A 22,233-nucleotide genomic window follows, 5' to 3' on the forward strand; every position below is an offset into this window, starting at 1 on the left:
TTAAATTATAGTTAACACTTTGTGTATCGACACATAGTGGGTTTGTGTCGATGAATAGCAAAATGACATAGACGGGGAGAGGGGAAAGAAATACGATAAAAGCCGGGTTCTGAACCCGGCTATGTTATGGCTGACCAAATATCATTTTTTTCAACCGGTCGGCAAGCCCAAGTTTTGCGCCATTTGGCAACAGGTTTTCGAAACCGAGGTATTGAAATGTTACATACCGCACTTTCCAGTCCGGATCATTGAGCATGCCGGTTAATTGATTTATTATGGCAGTTTTATTGCGTATTGAAGGATTGTTGAGGAACGATATGATATTTCTTATGGCGGCAAGCCTGATATCAGTCCGTGTTGAACTAAGTTCGGTTTGCAGTTTGTTCACTATTTTTTGTACAAAGGGCCGGGTATCATCTTCAACATAGTAAAACTCGGTGAGGTTAAACAGTATTTCATCTGCCTTATCGGTAGCGTATGCCGCGTTGAAGATTTTGCCAAGTATCTCCACAAAAAAATCTCCCCAGGTATCTGTATCTTTTGATAAGGCTTCCAGTACAACAGATAAAGGGTCGAGGTCTGTATCAAATAAAACTTCTTTTAGTTCGGTTGTAAATTGATGTGGATTATTGTTGGCATAAGCCAGTATATTGGTATGTAACTTTTCTTTTTCGCTTTCGGTAGTAGCTTTATCCCAAAACCGGCGCAGGCTATCGCCATATTCGTTTATAAACTGGTTCATCTTATCATTACAATTTGTACATGCACCAGGTGGTCATACAGCGCAGGTTTTGCACATTGGTGGTTTTTAATGGCTCGAAGAGTTTGCCGCCGAGGGTATCAGTATATTCCATTAGCACATCTTCGCTCACTAAAAAACGTTCGGAGCCGTCGGGCAGTAAATAACGGAAATTGCCTAAAGGTTTAACTTTATCTTCAATGCCTATATCAGAAGCTAAACGTGCAAAGAAGTGGCCACCGGGCTTAAGCACCCGCCAAAGCGAGCGCACCATGGCATCAAAATGTTCGGCATCCTGCGCAAAATGGAGCACCGCGCTGCAGATCACCACATCAAACTGTGCATCGGCAAAAGGTAGATCCTCAACAGGGGCAACCGCGAAATTATCAAGCGGATTAGCAGGGGAGAGGCTTGCAGATAATTGTTTAACCGCTTCAACAGCTTCGGCGCTTTGGTCGATGCCATACACTTCAAACCCGTTATTTAAAAAATAAACCAGGTTACGCCCGCCGCCACAACCGGCATCAAGCACGGTGGTGCAGCTATCAAATCGGCCTTTCAGCAACTGATCAAACAGGTAGATATCGATATTGCCGTATAATTGTTGCAGGTTGTTGCCCATAGTTTTTGTAAAAGCCTAAATTACTGTTTTGCGCTCGCTGTTAATATTAATTTATAAATTTAACCATGGCTACCGATATGCACATATTTATGCGCTTTATGCACAATACCTTGATGCATTTGCCAGGCGTTACGCAAAAGCCCCATTTTGAAGATGAGGCCTTTTATGTAAACGGCAAGATCTTCGCCAATGTAAAGGAAAAAGAAGAGGTACTTGCCGTGCACACCCTCGAGCGTGAAAAATGGATGACAAAGGACCCGGATACTTATTTCATCACCCCACATTATCAAAAATATAAATACATGGCCGTAAGGTTGGAAACCGCATCGCCGGAGGATGTGAAAGAGTTGTTGATCACTGCTTACCTGGCAAGGGCTACCAAGAAGTTGATTAAAGAATATGAGGCGATGATAGCAAATGCTCCCTTTTAATAATTTAGCTTATAAGAATCCATTGTTAATTGCGATGATAATAATCATACTCCAAAATCCATTCGCCATAGCCTCCTGTTTTTTTTAATATTTGTCTTTTATATAAAATAAGCCCAAAGCTATTGTGAAAATATAAAGTAATCAAATCATCCGGTTCAAAAGTAAATTCGAAAAATCTATCATCAGTTAATATTTTATAAGATGTAAATGGCTCAATATCTACATCAATTGCCAAAAACTCAATCCAAAGTCGTTTTGCTTTGTCAGAGTAATTAGCAAATTCAATGCTGGTAAGCGGCTCCGTGTTTTCTTTGGGGTGTTCGATACTGCTTGCGGTGATACGCGGTTTAAAAAGCCTTTTAAATAATTTTTTCATTCACATGATAAGGTTTAAAAATTTGTTTTAACAGGGCTACTCCCGCCCATCAACCTGAACACCTATTGGCGCAAATGTTGTGAAGGGGGCTGTAGCGTTGCTCACTTGTGCCTATGCGCTAAGGCATAAGTCACCCACGCTCGATCTACGCGAAAGACTTGCGCCAGGAAAGGGCTCCGACTTAATACTTTGGACTCCTCACATCATTCTCCGCCCATCAACTTAAACACCATCCCATCCATGTCCTCACTTATCCTGATCTGGCAGGCCAATCTACTGGTTGTCTCCGCATAAGGCAGAGTGTCCAGCACATCAAGTTCAGCATCGGTTGGCGTAAAATATTGTTCAGACCCTTCAATTACCTGTACATGGCAGGTGGCACAAAGGGCCATACCGCCGCAGGTGGCCAGGATATCATATTCAGATGCTTTTAGTACCTCCATCAGGCTCAGGTTGATACCTTCTGGAATTTCGACGGGCATCCGGCCGCCGTCGCGATCTATTATAGTTAGGTTGATCATGGCTAAAAAGCGCTTACACCGTAAACGGTGGTATATTTAAAACTCAGTTTTTGTTCGGGGAATACGTATTTGAAGGCACTTTGCGCCATCAAGGCGGCTTCGTGGAAACCACACAGGATCAATTTTAACTTACCTGGATAAGTATTGATATCGCCAATGGCATAAATACGTTCGATATTGGTACTGTAATCTACCGTGTTTACCGCGATGGCCGATCTATCGATATTCAAACCCCATTCGGCAATTGGTCCCAGTTTAGGGCTAAGGCCGAATAGCGGAATCAGGTGATCAGCTTCGATATGGCTTACTTCATTATTACGATCAAGCAGAGTAATCTCCTGCAGGTGTTCATCGCCGGTTAACGCTACCACGTTCGATTTCAGGATCAGGTCGATCTTGCCTTCTTTAGCCAGTTCAAAAACTTTTTCGGCACTATCCGGTGCGCCACGGAAAGTATCACCACGATGAACTAAAGTTACCTTTTCGGCTATTTTACTCAGGAAAACGGCCCAATCTAAAGCAGAATCGCCTCCACCGGCCAGTACCACTTTTTTATCGCGGAAATGCTCGGGGTTTTTAACCATGTAGGCTACACCCTTACCTTCAAAATCGGCCAGACGGTCAATTTCGGGTTTGCGGGGTTCAAAGCAGCCTAAGCCACCGGCAATCACTACCACCTGGCAATGTACGCTGGTGCCGTCATCGGTTTTAATATCGTACGATCCATCGTCCCTTCGGTTAAGGGTTTCTACACGCTCGCCTAAACTAAAAGTTGGATTGAAGGGCGCTATCTGCAACATCAGGTTATCGATCAGCTGCTGCGCGGTAATATCCGGATAGCCGGGGATATCATAGATAGGTTTGTGGGGGTAAATTTCGGAAAGCTGACCGCCAACCTGCGGCAGCACATCAATTAAATGGCAGCGCATTTTTAACAACCCGGCTTCAAAAACAGCAAATAAACCAACAGGCCCGGCGCCTATAATGCAGATATCAGTAGTGATTTGTTCCATGTGTGATCGCCTTTTGTTCAGCAATCAAATTTGGTCGTAAAGGGACTGTAAATCAAATCATATAAAGTAATGTAGTATTACTTTAAGTTATAATTGGCGAGGCAGAAACGTTTAAATAATTCGATCAGTTTGCTGTGTTTGCCATGCAGCTGAATGAATTGAAAAGTGCGGAATATCTCCAATCCTTTAATGTCGATAATACTAAGCTCGTTGTATTTCAATTCGCTTACTACTGATTGGATAGACAGGAAAGTAGCTGTTTCTGAATACAAAAGATACTGTTTGATGGCGATACTGCTTTCCAGTTGGATCTCGATGTTCAGATCTTTGGGATTGATCTGTGCTCCGGCCAGTGCATTGAATATTACATCCAATGTACCTGAACCTGCCTCGCGTAATACGAGTGGAATTGCTGGTAATTGTTTGGGCGAGATCTCGGCCTTTTTGGATAACTTATTGTTTGCCGCGGTAACCAGTACTATCTCGTCTTTAGCAAAATCGGTATAGGCCAGTTGCGTTGAATGCGCCGCGCCTTCAACAATGGCAATATCAATTTTTTCGGCCAGTACCATCTGCGATACCTGATCGGTATTGGCCTGTATAAAGTTGAACGTTATTTTAGGGTATGTTTTTTTAAACAGCGCCAAAAGCTTGGGCAAAATAGTTTGCGCCACGGTAGTACTTGCACCGATGTGAAGCGTGCCCGCTTCCAGATCGTTTAGCTGTGCCAGTTCATTTTCCAGATCGGTATAGGTTTGGAAAATTTTTTCAGCATATTTTTCCAATACCTTACCGGCAGGAGTGAGGGCGATATTATTCCCATTACGCTTAAAAAGCTGCTGACTAAGCTGCTGTTCCAGCTCTTTGATATGCTTGGTAACGGCAGGCTGGGTAATAAACAATTCCGAAGCAGCTTTGGTAAAGCTTAATCGCTGCGCAACCGTATAAAAAACCTTCAGCCTGAAATCGAATATCATGGAAGCAAGGTAGGAATTTCTTAATCCAGACTTACGAAGTTTTTGAAACTTCGTAAGTCTCTAACATCCCCACATATCAGTTTATTTCAATTAGCAACCAACTGCTGATCTGTATTCTTGCGTTTCAACATCAGCGCAGCTATCAGTGCAATCACCAGGCCAACCGGCAATATCTCTACATAGGTAAACAGGATAACACCAACCGGGCTCTTGTACATTTCTACATAAGGAGCCATTTCGGCTGCCTTTTGCTTAAGTTCGGCCTCTGTTGCACCGTGTGCTTTGGCTTCATTTAAAACATGGGCCACGTATTTGCTCATAAAATCGGGGAAGAAATTATAAAACTCAATCAGCCAGATCAACACATAAATAGTTGATGTAATGGCCACAATTGAGAGGCCGATACCAAGTGCCTTACCAAAACTGATAACCCCATCATTATATTTATCGCGATAATTTTTGATGGCTACAAATATTAAGGAAAAGGCCAGCACCATCGAGCCGTAGCCAATCCACATGTTGCCCTGAAAATTGGGATTGTTATAACAAAGAGCGCCCGAAATACTCCCGGTTGCTGCAATGATCAAACCCGAGATCGATCCAAAAACAAGTACATTTTTTTTCATATCGTTTTTATGTTTTGATGGAACAAAGTTGGCTTGCCAAATCTAAATCAAGCTCATACTTTAGGGTGATTTTGGAAATATTGGCCTAAATAACACTAAATGGTGATGTTTTTAGGGGATAATACAAAGCCGCTTTGCCATCTCAACCGCCTGTGTACGCCGCTTTACCTCCATTTTTTCAAACACTTTTGCCGAGTGTGTTTTGATGGTATTTAGCGATACAAACAACCGTTCTGAAATTTCCTGGTTGCTCAAGCCCTCGGCCATTAGTTGCAGCACTTCCAGCTCGCGTTTGCTTAGGCCAAGTTTATCAAGTTCGGTTTGGTTGATGGTAAACTCCGGGCCGTTGTTGATATAAACCGGCTTTTCAACCACAACGGTTTTAGGTTTGGTAAGCTTTAACGCCAGCCAAATGCCGAGGGTTGTGAAAAAAATAGCTATCGCCCCCATGTAAGCCTCATAGGCATGGTTTACAATGATGAGTTTCAGCTCCAGCCACTTCAGCAAAAACAATAACAAAGCCAGCGATACCCCGTAAAGAATAGTAAGCTTATGTTTTGCCAGCGGGTTTGAAATCATAATAACGGTCAGCGATTTGAATTAAAATTAGAATAATTCGGGCAAAGGAGGAAAAGCTGTAAAACAAAAAAGCGGGATACGTCCCGCTTTTACAAATTTTTATACAGCATCAGGGCAATCCCCCAATCCTAAAAATCAAGGTTTACTGTGCTTTCTTCACTGCATCCTTCTTAGCCTTTTTCTCAGCTTTCATGGCGGCATATTCTTTTTTCTGCTCAGGAGTTAACACTTTATCCAGCCTTGCCTGTGCCAGTTTTTTGATCTTCTGGTCGGCCGCGTGACCGGTTTGTTTGTTTTGTTTTAATTTTTTGAGGCTATCAATACTGTTAGCTTGGGCCAGTAAAATGGCATTTACTTTTTTGGTTTGATCTGCAGTTAATTTAAGGTGTTTTTCCAGGTGCTCGGTTTTATTGCCTGCTTTTTGGGCCGGTGTTTTCTCAACTTTTTTTTGCGCGCTGGCCGCGAAGCTTAGTCCGCCTACAAGGGCCATTATCATCAGTAATTTTTTCATCTTTTTTGTTTTGTGTAGATAACTAAATGTATTGACAATATAGTTCAGTTTTAGTTTAACAGATTAAAAATTTAGCTCCATTTTACATTTAAATTAAACCAAAGCCATTTTTTGGCGTCATAACATCACCAAAACAAATTAATAGTTAAAATATACCCGGATATTATGAAAAAGGCTGTTAAATACTGGTGTGGTGTTGGAGTGTTGTTGTGTGTGTTTACCGTATTTACTGCCTTTTTGCCGGGCTATCCCAACCCGGGAACCCTGAAATTTCCTTACAAACAAGCCGGTTTAACCCCACAACAGGCGGCTGCCCATTTGCTTAGCAGGTTTACCTACGGTGCCACTCCCGGCGAAGTGGACGATGTTGTAAAGCAAGGCCCCGAAAAATGGTTTGCCCAACAACTGGATGCCCAAATGCCAGATGATTCGCTAAACCAGCTGTTAGATAAATATGACGCCCTTAAACTTACTAATACCGAAATTGTAGCGCAATACCCCAAAAACGCGCAGGTGCTGCGCATGGCTGTAAAAGATGGTGTGGTAAACCGCGATTCGGTAAAAACAGATCGAAAAGCTTACCGCGAGCAGTTGCAAAATTACATGCAGCAAAACGGCCTTAAACCCGAGCAGGAATTGTTGCGCCAGTTCATCAATCAAAAAATCTTAAGGGCGGCTTACAGCAATAACCAGTTACAGGAGGTGATGACCAGTTTTTGGTTTAACCATTTCAATGTATCGGTAGTGAAAAATGATTGCGCCCAGTTTATCCCGGATTATGAGCGCGATGTGATCAGGCCGAATGCTTTAGGCAACTTTAATGAGCTGTTGTTGGCTACAGCCAAATCTCCGGCGATGTTGTATTACCTGGATAATTTTAACAGTGCGGGTAATAATGCTGATAAACCGCAAGTTCAAAAGCGCATGCAGTTATTGCAGCAAATGCAAAGCGATACCGGGAGTATGGCCAATATGCCCAAACTGAAAGGTAAAAAAGCGCAGGGCCTTAACGAAAACTATGCTCGCGAGGTAATGGAATTGCATACCCTCGGTGTTGATGGCGGCTATACCCAACAGGATGTAACCCAAGCCGCCAAGGTGCTTACCGGCTGGACGGTTTATCCGATGGGCAACTACGGAAAGGCTGGCGAAAAACTGATGAACCGTATTGGTGATGATAAATTGGAGAACCGTGGTTTTGTAAACGAAGGAGATTTTCTGTTTAACCCTAATCGGCATGATACCGGCGAGAAAACAGTTTTAGGCCATCATTTTGCCGCAGGCGGTGGATTTGACGAGGGGGTAACTTTATTGAATATGCTGGCGCATCAGCAAGCCACTGCCAAATTTATCTCCAAAAAAATAGCGGTACGTTTTGTGAACGATACCCCACCGCAAAGCCTGATAGATAAAATGGCCCGCACTTTTATGGATAAGGATGGCGATATTAAACAGGTGCTGATCACGATGGTGAACTCGCCCGAGTTTTGGAGTGCCGCGGCTGTACGTGAGAAAACCAAATCGCCTTTTGAATTAGCTATCGGTTCGGTACGGGCGCTGCATGCCGACGTTAACCAGCCTTACCAACTGTTTAACTGGATCAATAAAATGGGCGAAAAAATGTACTACTACCAGGCCCCGACAGGTTTCCCCGATCGTGGCCAATACTGGATCAATACCGGCGCGCTGCTTAACCGCATGAACTTTGGTTTGGCCCTGGCCTCGGGCAGGATTCCCGGTGTGAAGATAGATCTGGCAGCGCTCAATAATCATCACGAACCCGAAAGCGCGCAGGTCGCGCTTAATACATATAGCAAACTAATTATGCCGGGGCGACCGCTTGATGAAACCATCAAACGCCTTACCCCAATGCTTAACGACCCCAAACTGATGGAAAAAGTTGACGAAGCCAGCGCCAAAACTCCTGCTGCAACTATGGCACCGGCAACCGGAAACGATGAGATGATGGATAAGCAAACAGGCACGAAAGGTAAACGAAAAAACAATTTTACGGCAATGCAAACCACCACAGGCAATAACTCAATGCTGGCGCAGGTGGTAGGTGTTATTATTGGCTCGCCCGAGTATCAAAGGCGATAATTGCAGGAGGATAACGAAATGGTATCAAGAAGAGGATTTTTAAAATCGGGCGGATTGGCCCTGTTAGGCGTGGGCTTGCTGGGTGGCATTCCTGGCTTTTTGGCAGAAGCCGCGGCCAGCGAAAAGATCTTATCGCCCTATAAAAAGAAAAAAACATTGGTATGTATTTTTCAGCGCGGTGCTATGGATGGCCTGATGGCTGTTACTCCGTTTACTGATGATTATCTGAAAACCGCAAGGCCAAACCTGTTTATGTCGGCTGCTAAAAGTGGTAATGGTAACCCTTTAATTGATCTGGATGGTCGTTTTGGTTTGCACCCGGCCATGAAGGCTTTTGAACCCATGTTCCGCGAAAAGCGTTTGGGAATTGTGCATGGCATAGGATCGCCCAATAATACCCGCTCGCATTTTGATGCGCAGGATTATATGGAATCGGGTACGCCGTTTAATAAAGGTACATCAAGCGGCTGGTTGAACCGGGCCGTGGGTTTATTGGGGCATGACGCGCTTACGCCTTTTACGGCGGTGAGCCTTACATCGGCCATGCCGCGTTCTTTTTATGGTGATAACCCATCAGTAGCCATCAGCAACTTGCAGGATTTTGCCATCCAGATGCGGGGCAACCCAACGGGGGCAAATATGGCAGCCAAAAGCTTTGAAGATCTGTATGACCAAACCGCATCAGGCCTGCTGAAACAAACCGGTAAGGAAAGTTTTGAGGCTGTAAAAATGCTTCAGAAAACAGATGTTAAGAATTACAGTCCTGCTAATGGAGCAGTTTACCCTAACTCGGCCTTAGGTAACTCGCTCAAGCAAATAGCCCAGCTTATAAAAATGGATGTTGGCCTGGAAATAGCCTTTGCCGAATCAAACGGCTGGGATACCCACTTTAACCAGGGCACCGAAAACGGTATTTTCTCCCGCAACGTGGCCGACCTGAGCAATAGCATCATGGCCCTGTGGACCGACCTCGGCACCTACCAGGATGATGTTGCCGTAATGACCATGACCGAATTTGGCCGCACCGTACACCAAAACGGCACCGGCGGAACAGACCATGGCCGTGCCTCATGTAATTTTATTTTAGGTAATGATGTAGGCGGCGGTTTGATTTATGGAGATGTAAAACCCCTCGCCATCGAAAACCTGGAAGATGGCCGCGACCTTGCCGTAACTACCGATTTCAGGAGTGTATTCAGTTCGGTGGCAGATAGGCACCTCGGCATTAATAACGATCATGTGCTTTTTCCGGATTGGAAAGGGGATAGGATTAATGTGATGAGGGGGTAAAAAGAAAATAGCCGTATATTCAAAAAAATAACTGTCGCGGGTTTAGCGATAGCTTAACCCGAGGTTGGAAATGCCTCATAAAAAACCAGGCTTGTAATCTTGCCTCCTAAGTAGGGCGCAAAAAACAAGACATCTGAGGCAGTATAGGTAATAAGAACTATCAAGCACTGAACATAATTTTGAAAACGCCTTCTTCGATCTTGTTTAATCTTTTTAACTCCTCATTTTCCAACATTTGCTTAAGGCTTGCAAAAGATTCTTTTTGTTCTTCAAAATGATAAATCATTTCTTCTTTTGTTATCTTATCCAACACAGCCTCGAGTCCTCCAAGCCAATCATTCGCTCTTTCTATGTTTTCGGCAACCAATGCAGATTCTATTACCCCTAATGCCCAACCCATAGCAGCAGCTGGGCTTTCCTCTTTTAACGCAAAGTACATAGCGCGACCGGCATCATATTGCAACTTGAGAGTTTGATCTTTTAATGAGTTAATATTATTTTCAAATGTCGACGTAAGTTGTTCAAAGCTCTTTTCGTTTTCTTCGATTCGTTTCTCAAGCTCATTTTTGACGTTTTCAGTCATTCTATCGAAACGCTTCAACAAAACATTCCAATTTATTAAGCCTGCTATAGTAACAATTATCGTTAAAATTAATATAAAGATCATGATAACACCTCCAATTATGTCATGAAAATATCCGGTGCCGATGGTTGTCGTTGCGCTAATCGTATTTAGGCTGTCAACGACGTGCTTTAAATGATTAATTTGGTCTTGTAGGGTGTCAATTTTAGTTAAATGGTGAGGTAAGGTTTGTGCAGCTTGTAGCATTATTTAAAAGTTTAGTTTCCAAATTTACCCATTTTTTACAACCCATAATGGTTGGTGGAATCAGAAAATTTAGTTTTCATAGCGTTGGAAAAAGGATTTTTTTGGTCGAGGTTTATGTTAAACTTGGGCAAGCATTCTGCTTGCGTAACTTGGCAACTGTATATGCCGCTCTAAGATTTATGGCAAAGCTAAACAGGAAGCTTAACACACTTTAGCACGAAGTTACGCTGTGCTAAACTTCGACCAGATGGCGTAAAACTGACTACTTCCGCATCGATTCTTATCGGTTTTAGTAAACCTTAAACCGGTAAAACTTTTTTTCAATATTATCCGGAATTAATTTACTCAAGGTTTGTTCAAAGTTCCTGATCTCCTTATCCACAAGTTTCTCGAGGTTATTTTCGGTTGCCAAAAAGCTACTTTTAAAAAGAGTATTTATTGTGAGATAGGATGCGTAAAGTGTAGTTGGTATATCAATTAATTGGATAGGTTTATCCGGACTAAATTCCCCAAGAATATAAAATGCATAAGGCCTTGATGCAGCATTAATTACTATTTGCTGATAGGCCCTGGTTTCACTTGTCAATATATCTTTTTTTAATGATGAAAGCTTTCTCGGAACCCTTATTTCAATAGTTGGATATGGTGCTTTTATTTCGTAGTCGATAGTTTTGATCGCTTTGCCCAATTTGTCTCTTTCCAATACAACCTCAATAGATTTTTGGCTATTTAGCGCGTTTAATATCTCTTCAAGAAAATTATGATAGTAACCAACGGCCAACGCGGTTGATGGCAACATCGAGTAACTCATCAATTTGGTAGCAATGCTCATTCCTTCCCGGATGCGGGTACAGCTCGCACCAAGCGCGGCTACGAGGTTATCACGCCTCGTAAAAGTAGTGGTAGTGATTCCGGCAAAATCGCTGATCAGGTCAACGCCCTCTTCAAGTACCAAAAACGACCTGTTGATGCCAATTCTGCCTAAAAACAGGCCGAACTCGAAAATTACATTCCCCCGGGTAACCTTTGTGTTTTTTCCTTTAACAACTGCTTTGTCATCTGCAGCAAAAACCGCGATAAAGAAATCGTAATAACTCGATCTGTTCAACAATACTTCTAATGTGTTTTCATTTAATTTGAAAACATTCTCCGTCCAGATATCTACATCTGCTTCATGATCAAAGTTTAATTTAATGGCTTCTGCAATGTCTTTGGCCTTGCCCGACGAAGCAATAAACACCGTAGGTTTAGTAGGTATGGTTTTCTGTTTCATAGCTTAGTGATAGGTTAATAGGTTAGGAGTTGCGATATTGATCAATATCATGCTTAAAGTTAACTGTAACAGATGATTATAGCAAGTTGCACAATAAAAATGTTATCAGATAAGTTTAATAATTACGCTGCTTCTATCGGTTTACTTGTTAACTTATTACTGCCCTAAAAATCTGCCATGGTCATGAAAAAATATCTATCGCTACTGCTGTTGTTGGTAAGCTTTCATTTTGCAAAATCGCAAGACTTTAATTTATACAAAAAAGCATTGTTTATTAACGGAGCCGATACTTTACGCTACCGGATCCTGTACCCCGAAAACTATGATCCAAAAAAATCGTATCCATTAGTAGCGTTTCTGCACGGTGCCGGGGAGCGGGGAAAGGATAATGAACAACAGCTTGATCTTGGTGCCGATCTGTTTTTAAAAGATTCGGTACGCAAAAAGTACCCGGCAATCGTGATTTTTCCGCAATGCCCTAAGGATAGCTTGTGGAATAAGTTTCCGGCCCCAAAGCCTGATACAACTGTTGCCTATAACCGTGGTATGAATAAGTTGGCACTGTCCACTCCCGAAAAGCTGGTAAAACTATTGATGGATAGCCTGGTGAAAAATAAGGTAGCTGATAAAAAACGGGTATATATTGCTGGCTTATCCATGGGAGGTTTCGGAACTTATGATCTGATCGTTCATTACCCTAAATATTTCGCGGCAGCAATTTCTATCTGCGGGCAAACCAATGTGCAATTATACCCCAAAAAAGCCCTCCATTTACCGCTGTGGATTTTTCACGGTGCTGATGATAATGTGATCGATCCTAATCCTAACCGAGAGTTGATCAAAGTGTTGCAGGCCAATGGCGCTAAAAATGCGAAGTATAACGAGTACCCGGGAGTGATGCATAATAGCTGGATTAATGCTTTTGCCGAGCCGGATCTGTTGCCATGGCTGTTTTCATTTAAGAGATGAATCATATCCGGGTTTAACGTTTTGCCCCCTTTGATACGTATCGACTAAAAACTGAACCAATTTGTATAACAGCTGTTTATACTTTGTATATAAATTTGTTTAAACCGATATCTGCCATGAAAAAACTGATTTGCCTGTTGGGTTTTGTAGCCTGCTGCTTTGCCGTATCAGCCCAACAAATAAAGGGAACTTATGCCATCAAAAACGAACAAACCGGTTTACTGTTGAGGGTTAAAGATGCCCGCTCTGAAAACGGTACGCCACTGGTAGCCTACAACCCCGAAAACTGGAAATGCATGACCTGGGATTTTCAGCATGTAGAAGGCAATACCTATAAACTTAAAAACCTTTTCACCAGCAAAACTTTTCAGCCAGTAGCAGAAGCCAATGCGGGCGTAGCCCTCGAAGAGCAACCCCTAAATGCTGATAATGCTAACCAGCAATATGAATTTGAGCCGATAGATCAGGATACTTTCATGATCAAACTAAAAGGTACCGATCTGTACCTAACACCATCCGATAAAAAGGGCAGCGTGAACTCAAAGATCATCTTGGCTAAAAAGACTAATACTAAAGATCAGTATTGGGATATCTACCAGCAATCACCAACCATGTAATTTAAAATTCCTGCTTATGAAATTGAGGCCTGTTTATGTAGTTGTGTTATTGTGCTGCGCGGTGATGATCAGCGCGTTTATCGGTACAAATAAAACTGATAAAAAGATTAGGCTTGCTGATACCGCTATCGGGTTTAAAATAGATACCCTAATAACCAATGTTATTGTACCATGGCAAATTACTTTTTTGCCCGATGGTTCTATGCTGTTTACTGAGCGCGCAGGCAGGGTGCGGATCTATCGCGATAAAAAACTTTTGCCTAAACCGGCACTCACGGTTAGCGATATAGCCCTCGATAAAAAAACAGGGTTATTGGGCATGTGCCTGCACCCAGCGTTCACCCAAAATAAGTGGATTTACATTGCCAGCAACTACACAGATAATAACCGCATAAGAGTTAGAGTGGCCCGCTACGATTTCAGGAATGATTCGCTGATCAACCCGTTCACTATCATTAAAGATATCCCCGGGAACCAAAACCATACCGGCTGTAGGTTGATATTCGGGCCGGATAAAAAGTTGTACATCACTACTGGCGATGCCGATCAGCCAATCCTGGCGCAAGACCTGAAAGCCCTCAACGGAAAAATTTTAAGGGTGAATGATGACGGCACTATCCCAACCGATAACCCTTTCGCCAAAAACGATACAGCTCGCAAAGAGATCTGGAGCTACGGCCATCGCAACCCGCAAGGCCTGGCATTTGAACCCGGCACAGGCATATTATTTGATAGCGAGCACGGCCCAACCGGCGGCGATGAGATCAATATCATTAAACCCGGCGAGAACTATGGTTGGCCGGTGATCCATCATCAGGATACCCGCGGAGGGATGATCTCGCCGCTGCTGGAATATACGCCATCTATTGGCCCTTCAGAAGCGATGTTTTACAACGGGAATGCTTTTCCGGAGTTGAAAGGGAATTTACTGGTGGCCTGTTTAAGGGCAGAATCTATCCTGCGGATAGCCCTGAATAATTATAAACCCATAAGCCAGGAAGTGCTGCTTAAAAAACAATATGGCCGCATCCGCTCGTTGGTAACCGGACCCGATGGTTATCTGTACATCTCCACCTCACATTATGATCCGCCTGAGGGCAAAGGCGAACCTCCTTACGATATGATCCTGAGGTTAAGACCATCTAACGAAAAAGTAAAACAGCGTGTGCAAAGCATCGCCATTAATAAAAAAAGTGTTGCCCAAAAGCAAACCGCCGCGCTTATGTTTCAGCAATTATGTGCCGCCTGCCATGGCGATCATTTGCAGGGTACCGAGAAAACCAAAAGTTTGCTTGGTCGCAATTTTAGTCATGGTGCCAGTAAGGCTGCCATCGTTAACAACATTACCAATGGCATTATTGCCAAAGGGATGCCTTCATGGCGCGGTGCTATCAGTGAAAAGGATATTGCAAAAATTGCTGATTATGTATGGATAACTTCTAAACGTAAGCCATCGAAATAAACGGAGCACAACCGGCTTGAATAAGCCGAATAAAACCTTAACGGCCTGCTAATTGTATAATGATACATGAAAGCACTGGTGTTTGAGCAGGCGGGCAACGCCGCCGAAGTTATCCAATTAAAATATCTGGCCTTCCCAAAGCCAGGGTCGGGGCAGCTGCTTATCCGCGTAAAAGCCAGTCCTATACACCCTGCAGATCATTTGTTTATCCAGGGCAAGTACCGCTATCAACCTACATTTCCACAAATTGGCGGACTTGAAGGTGCCGGTTATGTTGAAGAGGCCGGGCACGACAGTATTATCCCCAAAGGCAGTTTTGTAGCTTTCAGTAAGATAGGTTCATGGGCCGAATATGTAGTGGTTGATGAGCATGATGTTGTTTTACTGCCCGATGAGTTTCCGTTGCAAAAAGCGGCTCAACTGCTGCTTAACTCATACACAGCCTACGGCCTCATCCGGGAAGCCAAAGTTAAAAGCGGCGACTGGCTGCTGCTTACCGCCGGTAACTCCACGGTATCGCGCATTATAATTCAACTGGCTGTTGAAAAAGGGATCTGCGTGATAGCAACCGTGCGCGATGATAAACAAAAAGACGACCTGCTTGCCCTTAAAGCCGAGCAGGTTATTTTACCCGAACCTGGCAAGCTTAAACAAACAATTGATGAGATAACCAAAGGTAGGGGACTAACAGCAGCGGTTGATGCCGTTGGCGGTACGCTCGCTGCCGAAGTGATCAGTTCATTAGCCCCTTGTGGAAGTTTAATTGTTTACGGCATGCTATCGCCCGATGCGGTTAATTATTGCAATGCCGAGGTAGTTTTAAAAAATCTGACGATAAAAGGTTTCGGTGTTAGGGGATATGTGGAGAAGCTATCGCACGAAGAAAAGTCGCAGATGATCAGTCACCTGGTGCACTCTGTAGGCAGGCCCGAGTTTAAGCTGGCGGCATCGGCCATTTACAGGCCCGATGATTTTGCGGAGGCTTTCAGTAACAACGAAGGAGGAAAAGTGCTTTTTGGTTTTTGAAAGGCCGAAAAACTTTTGGCTAACAATAATCAATATTTTATTACGTAAATTTAATATCAGATTAACGTTCTTAAGTACTAAGTTTTAAGCCCTAAGTCGAAAGGCGATCCTCGTTTTAACTTTCGACTTCAAACTTCAAACTAACGACTTTACACAGCCAATTAAGCCAAACCTCTTTGTTATGAAAACTATATTGATACCGGTAGATTTTTCGGAAACAAGCACCAACGCCATCAAGTTCGCAGCCGACCTGAGCCGCGATGCTGCCGTAAAAAAGATCATCCTGCTTAAAAGTTTTTACACCTCGGTTTATGAGCAGATACTGCCCACGCCCGATTTTTTGCAGATAAGCGCCGAAGATATTGAAACGGAGCGCGAAGAGATAGTTAGCCAGCTGGCAACGGTAAGCCGTAAATTGCTTAACCGCTGCAATGAAACCATCGAGGTAGAAACTATTATCAGTACCGAACCGGTTTTACGGGCCATATACCAGGCCATTGCCGATAGGCAACCGGATTTATTGATAGTGGGTAGCGATGCTCCCGGCGAAGTAAGTATGGTAGGCGAACAAATTATTGAAGTTGTAAAAACCAGTGCTGTTAAGGTAATGGTGATCCCGGCAAACGCAAGCTATCATAAAATTGAGCAGGCTGTAGTTCCCTGCGATTTTGAGGCTGTTGCCCGTTTGGGCTTATTGCAGGGCTTAAATAATTCACACAGCTGGCTTAACCCTAAGCTGATGGTGCTTTATGTAGATCCGAAAAATAAACACATCGGGCGCGAGGTGGAATATGAGGCTGCTGTAAAAAAACTGGTTAATTGCTACGATTGCAAGTTGTATTACTCTGGAGCTAAGGATACCGTGAAAGGCATTTTGGATTTTGCCCGCGATAACCACGCGCAGCTGATCATCGCTTTGCCGGGTAAGCATAGCTTTTTTTATAACCTTACCCATAGCAGTATTACCGATGCCTTATCGTTTAACGCGAAGCACCCGGTATTGATATTGAAATAGTTTAAAGAGCATTATGGAACCGCAACTGGAACAGATCCGCGATCAGCAAAAACAATCGTGGAATAAGTTTTCGCCGGGATGGCAAAAATGGGACGATTTTAACATGCGTTTTTTAAAACCCATGGGCGATGCCATTATCAAAAAACTACAGGTTAAAAATGGCGAACATGTACTTGATATAGCAACCGGTACCGGCGAACCGGGCCTTACCATAGCCGCGCTTACGCCCACGGGAAAAGTTACCGGCACAGATCTGGCCGAAGGAATGTTAACCGTTGCGAATGCCAATGCCACGGCAAGAGGTATAACAAATTACGAAACCCGTGTTGCAGATGTAAGCGAATTACCCTTTAGCGATGAAATATTTAACGGGATAAGTTGTCGGATGGGTTTTATGTTTTTTCCGGATGTGCAGCTTGCCACTAACCAAATGTATCGGGTACTAAAACCTGGAGGGAGGATAGCAACTTCGGTTTGGGCCTCTCCCGAACATAACAGCTGGTTAACCACCATTATGGGTGTTATACAAAAGTATATACCAGCGCCGCCGCCAGTTGCCGGCGCACCGGGCATGTTCAGATGCGCAAAACCAGGCTTGATAGCAGACCTGTTTGAGCAGGCTGGATTTACCAACCTTAGCGAAGAGTTAATATCAGGTGTTATTGATTATGGCAGTTTTGATAATTACTGGCAAATGATGCTTGAAGTAGCCGCGCCGATAGTAGCGGCAATGGCGCAGGCCGATGATGAAACTAAGGCCATAATTAAGCAAGAGGTTTTGGAAAAGTTCAATGCTCAGAATAGCAATGGAGAGGCTAAGTTAACGTACGCTTCGCTCATCATCAGTGGGCAAAAATAATTGCTGTAGCATTTGTAGGATTTTTTCCTGTTCTATAATAAATACATCTTGTTAACTTTATATTTGTAAGTCACTTACTAACAGATAAAAGTTAACAAAAAGCCATCAGGCTACAAGCTAATGAGATCACAACGTAAACTTAAGGTGTTTTTATTCATCGCAACGTTGATGTTTGTGGTTAAGCCTTTTATTGGCTTTTTGCAATTTAGTAAGCAGCATCCACCAGCCAAGGTTGATGTGTTTGAACTGTACAGAGTTTTCGGTAAGCGGATCCTTCAAAACCGGGATGGTAGCCTTTCGGCAATGGCGTCTGTTCAAAAGCAAATAGCCGATCCGGAACTTAAGTTGCATGTAACATTTTCGTCGCTGTTACTGTTCCTGTTTCCACTTCTCTTTATCTTTGAAAGCAAGTTTTTATCTAACTGTAAAATAAAGAGGGATTTACAGTCTTCGCCGGTTTATCTGCTTAACCGGCAGTTTTTAGTTTGATAATATAGGCTCCTTTCACATTCCTGCCCGGCACAATTAAACCGCCGGATCAATCGTTTTATTTTTAATCACATATGCCGCGAGCAAGTTCGGGCTATGTATCATTTCATATCAGGTAACCGTATGGATTACCAATATGATCAATAACATGCAGTTATGCCACTATCTTATTCATATTCAAACTTTGATGAGGGTGATAAAGAATTATCAAACTTTGCGAAGGCCCTCGCTTTACCGGTGCGGATTGCGATAATCCGTATCATTATGGAAAACAACAATGCCGTTAACCGTGAGGTGCTGTGGGAAATCCCTTTTAATATGGAAACCATCAACAAACACGTAGCCGAACTTAAAAACCTGGGCATACTAAAGGTGCAGGGTTTTAAGGGCCATATCACCTACAGTATTGATGAAAGCCTTTTTGAGCATATGGCATTTCGTTTTGCCGAGCTGTTTAAAAACACCAGGATATTTAACATCAATTAGCTCAAACGGGGAACTTTTAGTTTGTAAATTTGTTTTTCAATACATACTGCTATGAAATACGAAGAGATCCCACTGGTAAATAATGAAGCCATCCACAACTTTGAATTAACGGTTGATGGCTACCGAGCTTTTATCGATTACAAGCTAAGAGATGATAAAATCTACCTCATCCACACCGAAGTACCGGTAGAGCTGGAAGGCAAAGGTGTAGCCTCGGCCATTGTTGAAAAGGCTTTTAATTATATTGAAGAGAATGGGTTGAAGCTGGTTCCGCTTTGTGTTTATGTGGCCAGCTACCTGAAACGTCACCCGGAGTGGGCAAGGATCCTGGCTATTCATAACTAATTCCCTGCGGAGGGTAATAAGCCTTATAGCCGGTCTGTTCTTTTGCAATGTATCATAGTGGTTTTCCGTACAAGGCGGGTGATAATATTCGTGCTGTTTAAAACTTTAATGGATTATTTATTTCCATAAAACTTTCTATATTTAACTATTGCAAACCACCAGCAAAACCAAATTAAACCGGTAGCCGTAATAGTTACTGTTACCCTTAAAGCAGTATGAAACTATGATCAAGAAGCCTGTTTTTTTACTATTGGCGGCTGTTTTGTTTTTTGGCAGTTGCGCCATGCTGCAATCTGTTGTTAAAGGAACGTTTCCTTATACAGCCAATGTTGTAATTCCGGCTTCGGCTAAAGCTGGTGAAATGCAAACGGCTGTTAGTACGGGAAATAGCTTTGATCAGGATTTTACCAAAGATGGCAATAACGCCAGTCATATTAGCGAAGTGCGTGTTGTATCGGCCAAGCTGCAATCAAATGATCCTTCAGATTATAACATCGGTAACATATCGTCGGTAAGGGTTTATATGGCGAAAAACGATGGTAGCGACGAGGTGATGGTGGCTATCCGCAAAGATATCTCCGCAAACTCCGGCAACAGCATAACGCTTGATATCGATAATTCACATTTTCTGGATGATTTGGTGCGGCAGCAAAACGTGCGCATCAGGATGGTTTACCAACTGCGCAAAGCAGTAAAAACCGATGTGATCTTGAAAGTATCATTAGGAATAGGGGCCAACTAACTCACCATTTTAAAGCAAATTTGATAGGCACAGCATACTGAACCCTTACCGGTTGCCCAAATTGTGTCCCCGGGATCCATTTTGGAGAATTACGCAGCACCCGTTCCGCTTCGGCATCCAGTGCGGGCGCTACAGATTTGCTGATCCTGATATCAGTAAGGCTACCGTCTTTTTCTACAACAAACCTTAGTATCACAGTGCCCTCAACGCCATTACGCCGGGCATCGGCTGGATATTTGATATTATTTGATAAAAAAGCCGAAAAGCCGGGTATCCCTCCATCAAATTGCGGCGAAACCCATCGGGATGAGTTATAGGTATTGATCTTGCCCTCTTTGTTAGTAGATGTTCCGCCCACCAGCTGGCCGTTATTATAAGTTTCGGTGAAAGTGGTGCCGATGTTTTGAAAGTTCCCTTTCCATTGCCCATCCCGCTTGCCATCTTTTACTGGCCCCTCTTCTTCAATATAAGCAAACTTATCGTTGTAAGCTTTATAATAGCCATTACCATCTATTACCAAGGCTTTCCCTAACGAATCATTATTGGCGATGATGAGGTAGCCGCCAGCTCTTTCCATCATCCGGTCGGTATTGTCTTCGGGAAATGAGAACTGTGCATACAACCTTCCATTGGGATAAAACTCCATATCCGGCCCTGCTTTTATTCCGTTTTTATAACTGGCAACAGATTGTCTTTTACCATTTGAATAATACGTTGCACACTGCCCTTCAAACTGCGGCGGATTGATCTTGCTCGATTTACCGATCAATTTTTGGCCTCCGTTAGGATAATACTCCAAAACATTATACAGCGTTGAGGCCGAATCAGGCTCGCGCACTACACGGATGTAGTCAGCGCTATCGCGCGTAGCAACGTAGTTTCCGTTATTTTTAATAAAATAAACGTTCTGCCGCTGAGCGAAAGCTCCGGTTACAGTTGTAAGAAAAAGGGAGATGGTAAAAAGGATCTTCATTAAGTAAATTGCGGCTTAGCGCCGCTAATTTACTTAATCAGTTTATTATCCGGGTCTGGAAAAATTAAAATAGGTTCGTAGCTGCGGGCCTCTTCAGCTTCCATATAAGCGTAACTCATAATGATCACAATATCACCTACCTGTGCCAAACGGGCGGTAGCGCCGTTAAGGCATACAGTACCAGTACCACGCTCGCCTTTTATAACATAAGTTTCAAAGCGCGCGCCGTTATTATTATTCACTATCTGTACCTTTTCGTTGGGGATGATATTTGCCGCCTCGATCAGGTCTTCATCGATAGTGATACTGCCCACATAGTTCAACTCGGCTTGCGTTACCCTAACCCGGTGAAGCTTGGACTTTAATACTTCAATTATCATGGCGCAAAGTTAGAAATAAATTTTGTCCATAGTCCATGGCATATCGTCCGTACATTGTAAAATGATTTCATGCAAAAAAACACCTATGAACGATAGGCCTTGAACTATCAATCTAATTAAGCAACACGTTATCTATCAATCTTGTTTTACCTACGCGGGCGGCAACAAGGGCAACAAAACTTTCAGATGCTTCAGTTGCCGGGTGCAATGTTTTACCATCGGCAATTTCAAAGTATTCCAACTCAACACCCGGTTCGGCCGAGATCAATTGCGCGGCTTGCTGTTGCAATTCGGCAATTTTTGCTTTGTCGAAATTTTCCTTAACCCAATTTAACGTCCGCGATAAAACAAGCGAATGTTCACGATCGTAAGGTGTAAGGTGGATGTTTCTCGAACTCATGGCCAGGCCGTCGGCTTCGCGCTCAATAGGGCACATCACCAGCTTAATGGGCATGTTCAGTTTCTCGATCATTTTATTGATCACCATTACCTGCTGGTAATCTTTTTGGCCGAAGAAAGCCACATCCGGTTTTACAATGTTAAACAGCTTGTACACTACTTGGGTAACCCCCTGGTAATGCCCTGGCCTGAATTTGCCTTCCAACAGATGTTCCAGGTCGCCCAGTTCAAAATGCCATTTTTCATTATCATCATACATCTCGGTTACCTGCGGATTAAACAAAATATCGCAGTTAACTTCTTCCAGCCGGCGTATATCGTCGGCTATTGGGCGAGGGTATTTTTCAAGGTCTTTAGGATCGTTAAACTGGGTGGGATTTACAAATATGCTGCACACTACTTGTGTACTTTGCTGTTTGGCCAGTTCAATTAAACCAAGGTGCCCTTTATGCAGCGCGCCCATGGTGGGTACAAAGCCAATTACTTTTACCGGTTTGCGGTTAAAATAATCGGTTATCTCTTTTTTGGTGGTGAATATTTTCAATGTAACAGGTATTACAAAATCTGGCAAAGGTGTACAATTA

Annotated in this window: 27 protein-coding genes; 12 read left to right on the forward strand and 15 right to left on the reverse strand. The window is 43.2% G+C overall.

Going from position 1 to position 22,233, the window contains the following annotated elements; all coding sequences use genetic code 11:
* Positions 1-124 precede the first annotated feature (124 nt).
* Both AAFN85_RS03765 and AAFN85_RS03770 read right to left on the reverse strand, forming a co-directional pair.
* Positions 125-742, reverse strand: coding sequence for a hypothetical protein (locus AAFN85_RS03765; protein WP_347525620.1), 618 nt, complete (start codon positions 740-742; stop codon positions 125-127).
* Between the two features lie 7 nt (positions 743-749).
* Positions 750-1,361 carry a class I SAM-dependent methyltransferase gene (locus tag AAFN85_RS03770; RefSeq protein WP_347525621.1) on the reverse strand — a complete coding sequence of 204 codons (612 nt, stop codon included), beginning with the start codon at positions 1,359-1,361 and terminating at the stop codon, positions 750-752.
* A gap of 65 nt (positions 1,362-1,426) precedes the next feature.
* Between AAFN85_RS03770 and AAFN85_RS03775 the strand changes: the two genes are divergently transcribed.
* Positions 1,427-1,792 carry an MmcQ/YjbR family DNA-binding protein gene (locus tag AAFN85_RS03775; protein ID WP_347525622.1) on the forward strand — a complete coding sequence of 122 codons (366 nt, stop codon included), beginning with the start codon at positions 1,427-1,429 and terminating at the stop codon, positions 1,790-1,792.
* Between the two features lie 25 nt (positions 1,793-1,817).
* On the opposite strand, the gene AAFN85_RS03780 is transcribed toward AAFN85_RS03775, so the two are convergent.
* From AAFN85_RS03780 to AAFN85_RS03810, 7 genes are all read right to left on the reverse strand, one after another.
* On the reverse strand, positions 1,818-2,168 hold the full coding sequence (locus AAFN85_RS03780) for a hypothetical protein (protein WP_347525623.1): 351 nt from the start codon (positions 2,166-2,168) through the stop codon (positions 1,818-1,820).
* Between the two features lie 203 nt (positions 2,169-2,371).
* Positions 2,372-2,689, reverse strand: a complete 318-nt coding sequence (locus AAFN85_RS03785; RefSeq protein ID WP_347525624.1) for a 2Fe-2S iron-sulfur cluster-binding protein — start codon at positions 2,687-2,689, stop codon at positions 2,372-2,374.
* Positions 2,690-2,691: 2 nt separating this feature from the next.
* Positions 2,692-3,702, reverse strand: coding sequence for an NAD(P)/FAD-dependent oxidoreductase (locus AAFN85_RS03790; RefSeq protein WP_347525625.1), 1,011 nt, complete (start codon positions 3,700-3,702; stop codon positions 2,692-2,694).
* A 77-nt stretch (positions 3,703-3,779) separates the two neighbouring features.
* Positions 3,780-4,679, reverse strand: coding sequence for a LysR family transcriptional regulator (locus AAFN85_RS03795; RefSeq protein WP_347525626.1), 900 nt, complete (start codon positions 4,677-4,679; stop codon positions 3,780-3,782).
* Positions 4,680-4,765: 86 nt separating this feature from the next.
* Complete coding sequence (locus tag AAFN85_RS03800; protein ID WP_347525627.1) at positions 4,766-5,305, reverse strand: DUF4199 domain-containing protein; 540 nt, start codon at positions 5,303-5,305, stop codon at positions 4,766-4,768.
* A gap of 111 nt (positions 5,306-5,416) precedes the next feature.
* Positions 5,417-5,884: a LuxR C-terminal-related transcriptional regulator gene (locus tag AAFN85_RS03805; RefSeq protein WP_347525628.1), complete on the reverse strand. Its 468-nt coding sequence runs from the start codon at positions 5,882-5,884 to the stop codon at positions 5,417-5,419.
* A gap of 142 nt (positions 5,885-6,026) precedes the next feature.
* Positions 6,027-6,395, reverse strand: a complete 369-nt coding sequence (locus AAFN85_RS03810; protein ID WP_347525629.1) for a hypothetical protein — start codon at positions 6,393-6,395, stop codon at positions 6,027-6,029.
* 165 nt (positions 6,396-6,560) lie between these two features.
* Here AAFN85_RS03810 and AAFN85_RS03815 point away from each other — a divergent pair, with 165 nt between their 5' ends.
* Together AAFN85_RS03815 and AAFN85_RS03820 are read left to right on the forward strand one after the other, a co-directional pair.
* A complete protein-coding gene (locus AAFN85_RS03815; protein WP_347525630.1) occupies positions 6,561-8,495 on the forward strand; it encodes a DUF1800 domain-containing protein in 1,935 nt (644 codons plus the stop codon).
* Between the two features lie 18 nt (positions 8,496-8,513).
* The gene (locus tag AAFN85_RS03820) at positions 8,514-9,785 is read left to right on the forward strand and encodes a DUF1501 domain-containing protein (protein WP_347525631.1); all 1,272 of its coding nucleotides are present in this window, start codon (positions 8,514-8,516) and stop codon (positions 9,783-9,785) included.
* A 160-nt stretch (positions 9,786-9,945) separates the two neighbouring features.
* On the opposite strand, the gene AAFN85_RS03825 is transcribed toward AAFN85_RS03820, so the two are convergent.
* Entirely contained in the window at positions 9,946-10,614 is a 669-nt protein-coding gene (locus AAFN85_RS03825) for a hypothetical protein (RefSeq protein ID WP_347525632.1), read from the reverse strand.
* Positions 10,615-10,903: 289 nt separating this feature from the next.
* Positions 10,904-11,887, reverse strand: coding sequence for a TIR domain-containing protein (locus AAFN85_RS03830; protein ID WP_347525633.1), 984 nt, complete (start codon positions 11,885-11,887; stop codon positions 10,904-10,906).
* Positions 11,888-12,070: 183 nt separating this feature from the next.
* Here AAFN85_RS03830 and AAFN85_RS03835 point away from each other — a divergent pair, with 183 nt between their 5' ends.
* From AAFN85_RS03835 to AAFN85_RS03860, 6 genes are all read left to right on the forward strand, one after another.
* Positions 12,071-12,856: a prolyl oligopeptidase family serine peptidase gene (locus AAFN85_RS03835; protein WP_347525634.1), complete on the forward strand. Its 786-nt coding sequence runs from the start codon at positions 12,071-12,073 to the stop codon at positions 12,854-12,856.
* A 116-nt stretch (positions 12,857-12,972) separates the two neighbouring features.
* Positions 12,973-13,473, forward strand: coding sequence for an RICIN domain-containing protein (locus AAFN85_RS03840; protein WP_347525635.1), 501 nt, complete (start codon positions 12,973-12,975; stop codon positions 13,471-13,473).
* A 16-nt stretch (positions 13,474-13,489) separates the two neighbouring features.
* Positions 13,490-14,935, forward strand: coding sequence for a PQQ-dependent sugar dehydrogenase (locus AAFN85_RS03845; RefSeq protein WP_347525636.1), 1,446 nt, complete (start codon positions 13,490-13,492; stop codon positions 14,933-14,935).
* A 66-nt stretch (positions 14,936-15,001) separates the two neighbouring features.
* Complete coding sequence (locus AAFN85_RS03850; protein WP_347525637.1) at positions 15,002-15,961, forward strand: zinc-dependent alcohol dehydrogenase family protein; 960 nt, start codon at positions 15,002-15,004, stop codon at positions 15,959-15,961.
* 181 nt (positions 15,962-16,142) lie between these two features.
* The gene (locus AAFN85_RS03855; RefSeq protein ID WP_347525638.1) at positions 16,143-16,976 is read left to right on the forward strand and encodes a universal stress protein; all 834 of its coding nucleotides are present in this window, start codon (positions 16,143-16,145) and stop codon (positions 16,974-16,976) included.
* 13 nt (positions 16,977-16,989) lie between these two features.
* Positions 16,990-17,835 carry a methyltransferase domain-containing protein gene (locus AAFN85_RS03860; RefSeq protein ID WP_347525639.1) on the forward strand — a complete coding sequence of 282 codons (846 nt, stop codon included), beginning with the start codon at positions 16,990-16,992 and terminating at the stop codon, positions 17,833-17,835.
* A gap of 150 nt (positions 17,836-17,985) precedes the next feature.
* Here AAFN85_RS03860 and AAFN85_RS03865 read toward each other — a convergent pair whose 3' ends face one another.
* The gene (locus AAFN85_RS03865) at positions 17,986-18,186 is read right to left on the reverse strand and encodes a hypothetical protein (protein ID WP_347525640.1); all 201 of its coding nucleotides are present in this window, start codon (positions 18,184-18,186) and stop codon (positions 17,986-17,988) included.
* Between the two features lie 294 nt (positions 18,187-18,480).
* On the opposite strand from AAFN85_RS03865, the gene AAFN85_RS03870 reads away from it, so the two are divergent.
* The 3 genes from AAFN85_RS03870 to AAFN85_RS03880 all read left to right on the forward strand — a co-directional run bounded on the left by AAFN85_RS03870 (position 18,481) and on the right by AAFN85_RS03880 (position 19,897).
* Positions 18,481-18,810 (forward strand): hypothetical protein, encoded by a 330-nt coding sequence (locus AAFN85_RS03870; protein WP_347525641.1) that lies wholly within the window; start codon positions 18,481-18,483, stop codon positions 18,808-18,810.
* A 51-nt stretch (positions 18,811-18,861) separates the two neighbouring features.
* Positions 18,862-19,155 (forward strand): GNAT family N-acetyltransferase, encoded by a 294-nt coding sequence (locus tag AAFN85_RS03875; RefSeq protein ID WP_347525642.1) that lies wholly within the window; start codon positions 18,862-18,864, stop codon positions 19,153-19,155.
* Positions 19,156-19,378: 223 nt separating this feature from the next.
* The gene (locus tag AAFN85_RS03880) at positions 19,379-19,897 is read left to right on the forward strand and encodes a hypothetical protein (RefSeq protein ID WP_347525643.1); all 519 of its coding nucleotides are present in this window, start codon (positions 19,379-19,381) and stop codon (positions 19,895-19,897) included.
* 1 nt (position 19,898) lies between these two features.
* Here the strand turns inward: AAFN85_RS03880 and AAFN85_RS03885 are convergent, their stop codons facing one another.
* From AAFN85_RS03885 to panC, 3 genes are all read right to left on the reverse strand, one after another.
* Entirely contained in the window at positions 19,899-20,870 is a 972-nt protein-coding gene (locus tag AAFN85_RS03885) for a TonB family protein (protein ID WP_347525644.1), read from the reverse strand.
* A gap of 29 nt (positions 20,871-20,899) precedes the next feature.
* A complete protein-coding gene (gene panD / locus AAFN85_RS03890; protein ID WP_347525645.1) occupies positions 20,900-21,250 on the reverse strand; it encodes an aspartate 1-decarboxylase in 351 nt (116 codons plus the stop codon).
* A gap of 112 nt (positions 21,251-21,362) precedes the next feature.
* Complete coding sequence (gene panC / locus AAFN85_RS03895; RefSeq protein ID WP_347525646.1) at positions 21,363-22,193, reverse strand: pantoate--beta-alanine ligase; 831 nt, start codon at positions 22,191-22,193, stop codon at positions 21,363-21,365.
* Positions 22,194-22,233 lie beyond the last annotated feature (40 nt).

The organism is Mucilaginibacter sp. CAU 1740 (assembly GCF_039839285.1).
GTDB lineage: Bacteria > Bacteroidota > Bacteroidia > Sphingobacteriales > Sphingobacteriaceae > Mucilaginibacter.

Excerpts from the sequence above, each read along its gene's own strand:
- AAFN85_RS03795 (WP_347525626.1), bottom strand. The coding sequence starts at position 4,679 with ATGATATTCGATTTCAGGCTGAAGGTTTTTTATACGGTTGCGCAGCGA.
- AAFN85_RS03820 (WP_347525631.1), top strand. The coding sequence starts at position 8,514 with ATGGTATCAAGAAGAGGATTTTTAAAATCGGGCGGATTGGCCCTGTTA.
- AAFN85_RS03850 (WP_347525637.1), top strand. The coding sequence starts at position 15,002 with ATGAAAGCACTGGTGTTTGAGCAGGCGGGCAACGCCGCCGAAGTTATC.
- AAFN85_RS03855 (WP_347525638.1), top strand. The coding sequence starts at position 16,143 with ATGAAAACTATATTGATACCGGTAGATTTTTCGGAAACAAGCACCAAC.
- AAFN85_RS03770 (WP_347525621.1), bottom strand. The coding sequence starts at position 1,361 with ATGGGCAACAACCTGCAACAATTATACGGCAATATCGATATCTACCTG.
- AAFN85_RS03765 (WP_347525620.1), bottom strand. The coding sequence starts at position 742 with ATGAACCAGTTTATAAACGAATATGGCGATAGCCTGCGCCGGTTTTGG.
- AAFN85_RS03825 (WP_347525632.1), bottom strand. The coding sequence starts at position 10,614 with ATGCTACAAGCTGCACAAACCTTACCTCACCATTTAACTAAAATTGAC.
- AAFN85_RS03875 (WP_347525642.1), top strand. The coding sequence starts at position 18,862 with ATGAAATACGAAGAGATCCCACTGGTAAATAATGAAGCCATCCACAAC.
- AAFN85_RS03790 (WP_347525625.1), bottom strand. The coding sequence starts at position 3,702 with ATGGAACAAATCACTACTGATATCTGCATTATAGGCGCCGGGCCTGTT.
- AAFN85_RS03785 (WP_347525624.1), bottom strand. The coding sequence starts at position 2,689 with ATGATCAACCTAACTATAATAGATCGCGACGGCGGCCGGATGCCCGTC.
- AAFN85_RS03870 (WP_347525641.1), top strand. The coding sequence starts at position 18,481 with ATGCCACTATCTTATTCATATTCAAACTTTGATGAGGGTGATAAAGAA.
- AAFN85_RS03810 (WP_347525629.1), bottom strand. The coding sequence starts at position 6,395 with ATGAAAAAATTACTGATGATAATGGCCCTTGTAGGCGGACTAAGCTTC.
- AAFN85_RS03865 (WP_347525640.1), bottom strand. The coding sequence starts at position 18,186 with ATGCAACTTAAGTTCCGGATCGGCTATTTGCTTTTGAACAGACGCCAT.
- AAFN85_RS03835 (WP_347525634.1), top strand. The coding sequence starts at position 12,071 with ATGAAAAAATATCTATCGCTACTGCTGTTGTTGGTAAGCTTTCATTTT.
- panD (WP_347525645.1), bottom strand. The coding sequence starts at position 21,250 with ATGATAATTGAAGTATTAAAGTCCAAGCTTCACCGGGTTAGGGTAACG.
- AAFN85_RS03805 (WP_347525628.1), bottom strand. The coding sequence starts at position 5,884 with ATGATTTCAAACCCGCTGGCAAAACATAAGCTTACTATTCTTTACGGG.
- AAFN85_RS03780 (WP_347525623.1), bottom strand. The coding sequence starts at position 2,168 with ATGAAAAAATTATTTAAAAGGCTTTTTAAACCGCGTATCACCGCAAGC.
- AAFN85_RS03815 (WP_347525630.1), top strand. The coding sequence starts at position 6,561 with ATGAAAAAGGCTGTTAAATACTGGTGTGGTGTTGGAGTGTTGTTGTGT.
- AAFN85_RS03800 (WP_347525627.1), bottom strand. The coding sequence starts at position 5,305 with ATGAAAAAAAATGTACTTGTTTTTGGATCGATCTCGGGTTTGATCATT.
- AAFN85_RS03775 (WP_347525622.1), top strand. The coding sequence starts at position 1,427 with ATGGCTACCGATATGCACATATTTATGCGCTTTATGCACAATACCTTG.
- AAFN85_RS03885 (WP_347525644.1), bottom strand. The coding sequence starts at position 20,870 with ATGAAGATCCTTTTTACCATCTCCCTTTTTCTTACAACTGTAACCGGA.
- AAFN85_RS03840 (WP_347525635.1), top strand. The coding sequence starts at position 12,973 with ATGAAAAAACTGATTTGCCTGTTGGGTTTTGTAGCCTGCTGCTTTGCC.
- AAFN85_RS03880 (WP_347525643.1), top strand. The coding sequence starts at position 19,379 with ATGATCAAGAAGCCTGTTTTTTTACTATTGGCGGCTGTTTTGTTTTTT.
- AAFN85_RS03845 (WP_347525636.1), top strand. The coding sequence starts at position 13,490 with ATGAAATTGAGGCCTGTTTATGTAGTTGTGTTATTGTGCTGCGCGGTG.
- AAFN85_RS03830 (WP_347525633.1), bottom strand. The coding sequence starts at position 11,887 with ATGAAACAGAAAACCATACCTACTAAACCTACGGTGTTTATTGCTTCG.
- AAFN85_RS03860 (WP_347525639.1), top strand. The coding sequence starts at position 16,990 with ATGGAACCGCAACTGGAACAGATCCGCGATCAGCAAAAACAATCGTGG.